The organism is Aminobacter sp. P4_H6_2, assembly GCF_056400805.1.
Genome location: NZ_JBFUKO010000208.1, coordinates 1 through 8,256 on the forward strand (window position 1 = coordinate 1; position 8,256 = coordinate 8,256).

At 62.7% G+C, this 8,256-nt stretch carries 8 protein-coding genes; 3 read left to right on the forward strand and 5 right to left on the reverse strand.

All coding sequences use genetic code 11. The features are described from left to right. Together AC1DUU_RS15915 and AC1DUU_RS15920 are read right to left on the reverse strand one after the other, a co-directional pair. A partial coding sequence (locus AC1DUU_RS15915; protein ID WP_476784378.1) for a TRAP transporter small permease occupies positions 1 to 219 on the reverse strand: 219 nt, incomplete at its 3' end. 72 nt (positions 220 to 291) lie between these two features. Then, positions 292 to 1,296: a TRAP transporter substrate-binding protein gene (locus AC1DUU_RS15920; protein WP_476784379.1), complete on the reverse strand. Its 1,005-nt coding sequence runs from the start codon at positions 1,294 to 1,296 to the stop codon at positions 292 to 294. 553 nt (positions 1,297 to 1,849) lie between these two features. Between AC1DUU_RS15920 and araD the strand changes: the two genes are divergently transcribed. The 3 genes from araD to AC1DUU_RS15935 all read left to right on the forward strand — a co-directional run bounded on the left by araD (position 1,850) and on the right by AC1DUU_RS15935 (position 5,348). Continuing rightward, positions 1,850 to 3,565, forward strand: coding sequence for an L-arabinonate dehydratase (gene araD, locus AC1DUU_RS15925; protein WP_476784380.1), 1,716 nt, complete (start codon positions 1,850 to 1,852; stop codon positions 3,563 to 3,565). Between the two features lie 11 nt (positions 3,566 to 3,576). Beyond that, on the forward strand, positions 3,577 to 4,500 hold the full coding sequence (locus AC1DUU_RS15930; RefSeq protein WP_476784381.1) for a dihydrodipicolinate synthase family protein: 924 nt from the start codon (positions 3,577 to 3,579) through the stop codon (positions 4,498 to 4,500). A gap of 164 nt (positions 4,501 to 4,664) precedes the next feature. Then, the gene (locus AC1DUU_RS15935; RefSeq protein WP_476784385.1) at positions 4,665 to 5,348 is read left to right on the forward strand and encodes a FadR/GntR family transcriptional regulator; all 684 of its coding nucleotides are present in this window, start codon (positions 4,665 to 4,667) and stop codon (positions 5,346 to 5,348) included. Between the two features lie 304 nt (positions 5,349 to 5,652). On the opposite strand, the gene AC1DUU_RS15940 is transcribed toward AC1DUU_RS15935, so the two are convergent. The 3 genes from AC1DUU_RS15940 to AC1DUU_RS15950 form a co-directional block, all read right to left on the reverse strand. Continuing rightward, positions 5,653 to 6,867, reverse strand: a complete 1,215-nt coding sequence (locus AC1DUU_RS15940; RefSeq protein WP_476784382.1) for an MFS transporter — start codon at positions 6,865 to 6,867, stop codon at positions 5,653 to 5,655. A 191-nt stretch (positions 6,868 to 7,058) separates the two neighbouring features. Then, a complete protein-coding gene (locus AC1DUU_RS15945) occupies positions 7,059 to 7,502 on the reverse strand; it encodes a cupin domain-containing protein (RefSeq protein ID WP_476784383.1) in 444 nt (147 codons plus the stop codon). A 46-nt stretch (positions 7,503 to 7,548) separates the two neighbouring features. Then, a partial coding sequence (locus AC1DUU_RS15950) for an alpha/beta fold hydrolase (protein WP_476784384.1) occupies positions 7,549 to 8,256 on the reverse strand: 708 nt, incomplete at its 5' end.

Genomic DNA, 8,256 nt, shown 5'->3' on the forward strand with positions numbered 1-8,256 from the left:
GTCGACGCCAAGGTGCCGGTTCTCGCGCATCGCCACCACGGCGCCGATGAAGGTCAGCCAGATGAACAGGAAGCGCGGCAGCTCCTCGGAGACGTCGATGCCGGTGTTGAAACCGGCGCGCAAGATGACGTTGCCGAGCACCATTACGAACATGCCGGCCAGGCAAACCACCATGACGGCTTCAAGCAGCTGAAAAAATCTGTCTACGAGACGCGGCATGGCTCGGACCTCCCGGGATTGTCGACACGAAGATGCCGCGGACGTTTCCGTCCGCGGCATCGGTCAGGGTGATTAGTTGGCCGCGCCTTTGCGCGCCGCTTCGACCGCGGCCGTGAACTCCTGGACGAAGTCGGCGCCGACCGAGGCGGTGTATTTCTCCACCACCGGCTTGACGATCTCGCGCATCTTGGCGAGTTCGGCGTCCGGCATCGTGTCGATCTCGATGCCGGTTTCCTTGAGCTGGTCGGTGATCTTGCCGTCGTTTTCGGCGATCAGCTTGGCCTGATAGGCCGAAGCGTCGGAGGCCGCCGTCATGACGGCGTTGCGATCAGCTTCCGGCAGGGCCTCGAACCAGGTCTTCGAAGCCACGATCGCTACCGGCGAATAGACGTGGTTGGTCAGCGTGATGTATTTCTGCACTTCGTAGATACGGTTGGCGTAGATGTGGGCGAGGGGGTTCTCCTGGCCGTCCAGCGCCTTGGTCTCGAGCGCCGAGAAGACTTCCGAGAACGACATCGTCACGGCGTTGGCGCCGAGCGCCTTCCAGGTGTCGAGCGCCACCGGGTTCTGCATCACGCGCAGCTTGAGGCCGGAAATGTCGTCCACCGACTTGATCGGCTTGACGCTGTTGGTCAGGTTGCGGAAGCCGAATTCGCTCCATGCAAGACCGGTCAGGCCGATCTCGGACATGCGGTCGAGCATCTTGCGGCCAACCGGCCCGTTCAGCACGGCGCCGGCTTCCTCGCGGTTGGCAAACACGAACGGGAAGTCGAATATCTGGACTTCCTTGATCTTGCCCGAGAGCGGGGCTACGCCGCCGACATAGAGTTCGAGCGTGCCGCTCTGGGTTGCCTGCAACATCTTGTCGTCACCGCCGAGGATGCCGCCGTCAAAGACCTGGATCTCGACGCGGTTTTCTGTCGCCTTTGCAACGTCTTCGGCGAACTTCTTCATCGCCACCGCTTGCGGATGCTCCGTCGGCATGCCGTGCCCGAGACGGGCGGCCGTTGCGGGGGCGACGAGACTAGTCAGGCCGACAGCTGCCGCCAATGTGAGTGCGAGCGTTTTGAGACGCATGGAAAACTCCTCTCTCTTCAGGTTTTGTATTCAGGCGGTGAGCGGGGTGATGGCGTTGGGTTTGCGCCATTCCCGATTGGGTCAATTCGATGGGTTTGCGCGAGTGGGCTTTGAGGCGCGCGATCGTGTGCCGCGCATGGGCTTGCGAGCCAACAAACGCTTGCTCAGCCGCATGGAATGCCCGTGCGATGGGCTGATGTTGCGGTTCGCTGAACCGGCGTCCGGACCTTCGTCGGCACTCCACGAAACAAACTCGGCCACGCGCCCTCCCAGGCAAAATTTGGATGCTCTTGACGCCCCAATAACTCCGATTATAAGAGAAAACAAGACTGATTGCCGAGGGACTTGGGGAAACGAAAGCGACAGGCACGCCAGCTCACAAGAAGCAGGGAACGGCGCCGGTTCGAGCAGCGCATTTGCCGCCAAGGCGGTGGCGTTCGGTGCAAGTCAGCGCGATCATGTGACATGGCCTGGGCCATTCGAATGACCGACCTCAGGCGCGCTCAACCCATTCGTGTCGCAAGACACTGACCAACAACGGGATAGACAAGACGTGACACGGAAATTGCGCTCGCAGGCCTGGTTCGGGGGCTTCGGCAAGGATGCCTTCATTCACCGCAGCTGGATGAAGAACAACGGCCTGCCGGACGATGCTTTCGACGGCCGCCCGGTGATCGGCATCTGCAATACCTTCTCCGAGTTCACGCCATGCAACGCGCATTTTCGCGGACTGGTCGAGCACGTGAAGGCGGGCATCCTGGAGGCCGGCGGCCTGCCGCTGGAATTCCCCGTTTTCTCCTGCGGTGAATCGAACCTGCGTCCGACAGCGATGCTTTTCCGCAACCTTGCTTCCATGGATGTCGAAGAAGCAATCCGCGGTAACCCGATGGACGGCGTGGTGCTAATGGCCGGTTGCGACAAGACCACGCCATCCCTTGTCATGGGGGCGGCATCTTGCGACGTTCCGGCGATCGTCGTTTCGGGTGGGCCGATGCTGAATGGCCGCTTCCGGGGCAAGCCGATCGGTTCGGGCACCGACGTCTGGAAATTCTCCGAGGACGTGCGCGCCGGCCTGATGAGTGCCGAGGAATTCGCCGCCGCCGAAAGCGCCATGTCGCGTTCGCCCGGCCACTGCATGACCATGGGCACGGCCTCGACCATGGCGTCGATGGTCGAGTCGCTTGGCCTGGCTTTGCCCGGCAACGCCGCCTATCCGGCTGTCGACGCGCATCGCGCGCGGCTTGCCCGCCTGTCCGGCCGTCGCATCGTCGAGATGGTCAAGGAAGACCTTCGCCTGTCCCGGATACTTACCCGCAAGGCCTTCGCCAACGCGATCCGCATCAATGGCGCGATCGGCGGCTCGACCAACGCGGTCGTCCACCTGCTCGCCATCGCCGGGCGGATCGGCGCCGAACTGACGCTCGAGGATTGGGACCGTTATGGCCGCGACATCCCGACCATCCTCAATCTGATGCCTTCCGGCAAATTCCTGATGGAGGAGTTCTGCTACGCTGGCGGCCTTCCCGCCGTCATGAAGGAGATCGCCGACCTGCTCGATCTCGACGCATTGACCGTCACCGGCAAGACGGTCGGCGACAACATTGCCGGCGCCGAGAACTTCAACGACGAAGTGATCCTGCCTCGCGACAAGGCACTTACCCAGCAGGGCGGCATTGCCGTTCTGCGGGGCAACCTCGCGCCCAACGGCGCGATCTTGAAACCTTCCGCCGCGTCGCCGGAGCTGATGCGCCATCGCGGCCGCGCCGTGGTGTTTGAAAACATCGAGCACTACAAGGCGCGCGTCGACGACCCAGCGCTCGACATTGACGAGACCTGCGTGATGGTGCTGAAGAACTGCGGCCCCAAGGGCTATCCCGGCATGGCCGAGGTCGGCAACATGGCGCTGCCGCAGAAGCTGCTGGAAAAGGGCGTGCGCGACATGGTTCGCATCTCCGACGCCCGCATGTCGGGCACCGCCTTCGGCACGGTCGTCCTGCACGCCGCACCCGAGGCCGCTGTCGGCGGCCCGCTGGCGCTGGTTGAGGATGGCGACATGATCGAACTCGACGTTGAGAACCGCCGCCTGCACATCGAGGTCAGCGACGAAGAACTCGCCCGCCGCCGCGAACGCTGGACCCCGCCGGTGCCGGATATGCAGGGCGGCTACCAGAGCCTCTATGTCGAGCGTGTCATGCAGGCCGATCGCGGCGCCGACCTTGATTTCCTGGTTGGCTGCCGTGGCCACGACGTGCCGCGCGAAAGTCATTGAGGGAGAGACCGATGTCCCGTTTTTCTGTCGCCGACATGCACGGCATCCACGCCATCCTCTACGCGCTGTTCGATGACCAGGAGCGGCTAGACCGGGCCGCCATGCGCCGCCAGGTCGAGGTCTGCCTCGAGGTTGGCGTCCATGGCATGGCGGCACTTGGCCTTGCCACCGAAGTGTCCAAGCTGACCGATGCCGAGCGCCGTACGGTGATGGACTGGATCGCCGAGGACACCGGCGGCAGCGTGCCGCTGGCGCTCACCATCTTCGGCGCGTCGGTGGCCGAGCAGATCGCCCAGGTCCGCCACGCTGAAAGCGTTGGCGCCGACTGGCTGATCCTGCAGCCGCCGATGGTCGGCCAGTATGGTGCGGCCGAATACATCCGCTTCTTCGGACGCGTGGCCGAGGCGACCGATCTGCCCGTCGCCATCCAGAACGCTCCCGCCTTCATGGGCCGCGGGCTGAGCTCCACCGAGATCAGCGATCTCGTGCGCCAGCATCCCAACATCCAGCTGGTGAAAGGCGAGGGGCCGGTCGTCGACATCGCCGGGCTGGTCGAGGCGACCGGGGGAAAGCTGCCGATCTTCAACGGGCGCGCCGGGCTCGAAATGCTCGACAATCTGCGCATCGGCTGCCGTGGCCTGATCCTGGCGCCGGATTGCATCGACTATGCCGTCGCCGCCTATGACAGTTTCCAGGCCGGCGACGAGGGCGGTGCGCTGGCAACCTATCGCCAGATGCTTCCGGCTGTCGTTTCCACCATGCAGGGACTGGAGAATCTGCTGTGCTACGGCAAGCGCCTGTTTGCGCTGCGTTGCGGATTGGCCGTGCATGATCGTGGGCCGGCGCTGCGTCCCAACGGGACGGGGCTTGCCATGATCGAGCGTTTTGCAGCCGATCTGGGGCCGCTGGCGCGCAAAACGACTACCGCATCCTGACAAGGGTGCCACGTGTCGGCATCCCCTGTGTGCTGCCGCTAGTTGAAATGCGGTCGAGGGTATGAATTATGGCACGCGCCGGTGATTTTGCCGGCGCAGCACAGCGCGCGGTCTATGTTGCGCCCAAGATGCCGGGATCGGATTTGATGACAACGCCAAGGCCGATGCCAGAGCGAGGCTTGCCGGCTCAGATCGCCGCCGATATTGGCCGGCGCATCACTCGTGGCGACCTCAAGCCGGGCGACATGCTGCCCAAGGAACTGGAGCTCCTGTCGAGCCTCCAGGTCAGTCGCACGACGTTGCGCGAGGCGCTCAAGATCCTTTCCACCAAGGGCTTCATCGAGGCCAAGCCGCGCATGGGCACGCGCGTCCTGCCGGCGGACCGGTGGAACACGCTCGATCCCACTGTTTTGTCGTGGCAAGATGACTCCGAAAGCAGCGAGACGCTTGCCGAAGAACTGTTCGAGATACGTCTGGCCATCGAACCGGTGGCGGCGGGGTTGGCGGCGCGCCGCTCAACCGCCGCAGACCGGGCAGGAATTCGCCGCGCCTTCGAGGGGATGTCGCGCCAATATGACGACGAACGGCAGTCGATAGAGGCCGATATTGCCTTTCATCTCCAGATCATTCAGGCAGCACACAACCGCTTTCTGCTGCCTGTTTCTTCGGTAATACGCGCCGCGCTGACTGTCAGTATCCCAAAAACACTAAGAACGTTCGGCATCGCGCACTCGCTCGACATGCACGAGGCCATCGCCATCGCGATCGAGAAGGGCGATGAAGTGGGTGCCGCAGAGGCCGCACGGAAACTGATCCAGGACACGTATCAGCGCAACTTCAATACCTGAAAGCACTGCGACATCGATCTGCGCGAACGTGCCCGCAATATCGTCAGCGATGGCGAAATGCCCTTACCTCGCTTTTTGACGGCATTTGGAACCGACAGGTTTGTAGCCGCAAAGTCGCGCATCCGATGTCGTGCCACGCCTGAAGGCGCGAACCTCCTCTGTGACAGTTCCGATGTTTCAGCGGAATGGGTTGCTGGATCAGAGCCTCTGGTCGACCGATACATTCGGCGAACGGCCGAGTTTCCTTATAGATAGGAGGCACATGTGGCCTCCTATCTGCTAAGTGGCCGCCGCTCGTCTGCCGTCAGTTGGCAGAGACCGCCATCTCGCTTGGGCGTGCAAATTTCTCTCGCGCCAAGACAAGCAGGATCACCAGGAAAGCTGCTTCCACCAATGCAAAGGCAATGAAGGCTTCGGAAAATGAGCCGCCGGAGGCTCGGATCACCACGCCCATCATCCACGGCGACAAGAAACTCGCCGCGACGCCGAGGACCTCCGCATAGCCGATTGCGACGGTCGCCAGATCGTCGGCGTATTTCTCGGTGAGCAGGGCGAAGATCGCACCGCCACCAAGCACCGCAATGCCGCTCAGGCCAGCCAGGACCAGCAGCCAGCCGAAAGACATCGGATAGATTGCCGAGGCGGTGAAGGCGAGGGCGGTCATCAGCGCCATCGCTGTGCCGAACTTGATCATGAGGGCCTTGCCCATGCGATCGGCGGCGTAACCGCCGAGGACCAGGAACAGCACCTGCGACAGTCCCATCAACGTGCCGATAACAGCAGCGCTTTCGACCGGCATGTTCTGTAYGGCGATGAAGGCCGGCACGACCCAGGTCGCCGTTCCGGCGATGGCGAAAGTGCAGGCCGCGATGCCCAGGCCGCCGACGATGATCCACTTCGAGCGGAAGATGACGCTGATAGGGATCGATGCGCCACGCGGCAGCGGTGGCTCCCAGGCAAAGCCGTGGATGCCGATCTCGGCCGGCCCATTGCGGGCGAAGAGGCAGTTGACGAGCGCAACCGCCAGCGTTCCGGCAGCCAGTACGGCGAAGAATGTGCGCCAGCCAAAGGCTATGGTCAGCGGAATTCCGAGCGCGAAATCAAGCGTGATCGCCAGGCTGTATGCCGCCAGGATGAGGCCGATGATGCTGCCGCGCCGTGACTGCGGAAACCAGCCGATGACCAGCTTCATGTTACCGAGAAAGATCGCTGCATCGAAGAAGCCAATGAAGAGACGCAGAGCGACCAGCTGACCATAGTTCTGCACATAGATCTGCAGGACCATGCCCATGCCGGTCCCGGCTAGTCCGATCAAAAGCATCATGCGCGCCGTCATGTGCCGGCTTATTTGMGACCACACGACCATGCCGATGCCATAGGTCAGCGCGAAGATCCCCTGCGCGAAACCGGCCTGAGCCGGGTCGAGCTGCAGGGTTTCGGAGATGAATGGAATGACTGCGGCGAAGGCATACCAATCCGCGGCAAGAAAGACCTCGCACACCAGCGCGAGTGCAAGCATGCCGATTTGCCATCGCCGAATGCGCGACCGGTCGTTTTCTGTAATTGTGTCCCAGTTCATCGTCCGTCCCCTGTTGGAAAATCTGGTCTTGTGTGTGCGGCTGCCTATTCTGCAGCTTCGTTTGAGCCGCGGCCCATTTCCGCGGGTGTTCCGCCTGCCGCGACTGAGGCAGGCGGATAGACGTGTCGCTTTCAGGACTGCGGCGGCAGGAAATTGACCTCATGCTCGGCTGCGATACGCATGATTTCAGCCGGATCGCCGACATTGTGGATGCGGTCGAACAGTCCACGCAGGACCCGCGTCGGCGAGACCCAGAACAGGCAGCGCACAGTGCTGGAAGACTTGTTGAAGATGCCGTGCGGCTCTCCCATCGGCATGCGGATCAGGTCGCCTGCGGTTGCAATCACTTCCTTGCCGTCGAGCCAGAGGTCAAGGCGGCCTTCGAAGACCGAGACAAACTCGTCCTGGGTCGGGTGCGTGTGGGGCGGAACGAAGGTGCCGGAGGGCAGGATCGCGTGCCACGCCATGGAGGCATCCGATTGCTGCTTCAGAGTGTATGTCTGGCCAAGAATGCTCCAGACGGTGCCGTCATAGGCTTCGTCGCTCTTTGTCACGCCGGCCTGCATTACAATCATGATGTCGTTGTCCTTGTGGGTTGGTGGTTCGTCGTTGAGGGTGCCGTCAGGCGGCAAGGAAATCGCGAAGCAGGGCGGTCGCCTGCGGCGCTTCTTCAAACAGGAGGTGCCCGGCGCCGGGAACCAGTGCGAGGCGGGAATCGGGGATGCGCTTCTGCCAGGCGTCTCCCTGCGCTGCCGGCCGCATCCGGTCCTCGCTGCCCCAAAGCAGCAAGGTGGGAGCAGCGATGCGACGAAGCCAGGCGCCAAGTTTCGGATTGCCTTGCGGCTCGATGGCAAGCAGGCGACCGAGTGCCGTCATCTCGCGCCCAAGCGACGCGCCGAAAGCGGGGTCTTGCGTCTCTGGGAAATATCCAAGCGCGACGCTCGGGTCATGGGTCAGGTAGCCAGGAAGTTCAGGCGGGCTGACGGTGGAAAGGTCGGGGGCGGGGTGTTCGCGCACGACCAGACCGGCCGGCGAAATCAGTGCCAGCCGACGCAGACGGCTGCTTTGCCGAGCCGCATACTCGGCCGCGATCCAGCCGCCGAGCGAGAAGCCGGCAAGGTCGAACGCTTCGAGCCCGAGCCGGTCAAACAGATCGGCATAGTGCAGTACATAGTCATCGATTGAGGTGATGCGATCGTCATCTGCCGAGTCACCAAACCCTGGATGATAAGGAATGATGACTTTCGCGCCCGAGGCGAGCGTGCGGGCGAATTCGAAGCCGGTAAACGTGCCTGCGCCATGCAAGAAGACCAGAGGAAAGCCATCGCC

Bases quoted from the DNA above. Each gene is read 5' to 3' on its own strand.
- AC1DUU_RS15935 (WP_476784385.1), top strand. From the start codon at position 4,665: ATGCCAGAGCGAGGCTTGCCGGCTCAGATCGCCGCCGATATTGGCCGG.
- AC1DUU_RS15945 (WP_476784383.1), bottom strand. From the start codon at position 7,502: ATGATTGTAATGCAGGCCGGCGTGACAAAGAGCGACGAAGCCTATGAC.
- AC1DUU_RS15920 (WP_476784379.1), bottom strand. From the start codon at position 1,296: ATGCGTCTCAAAACGCTCGCACTCACATTGGCGGCAGCTGTCGGCCTG.
- AC1DUU_RS15930 (WP_476784381.1), top strand. From the start codon at position 3,577: ATGTCCCGTTTTTCTGTCGCCGACATGCACGGCATCCACGCCATCCTC.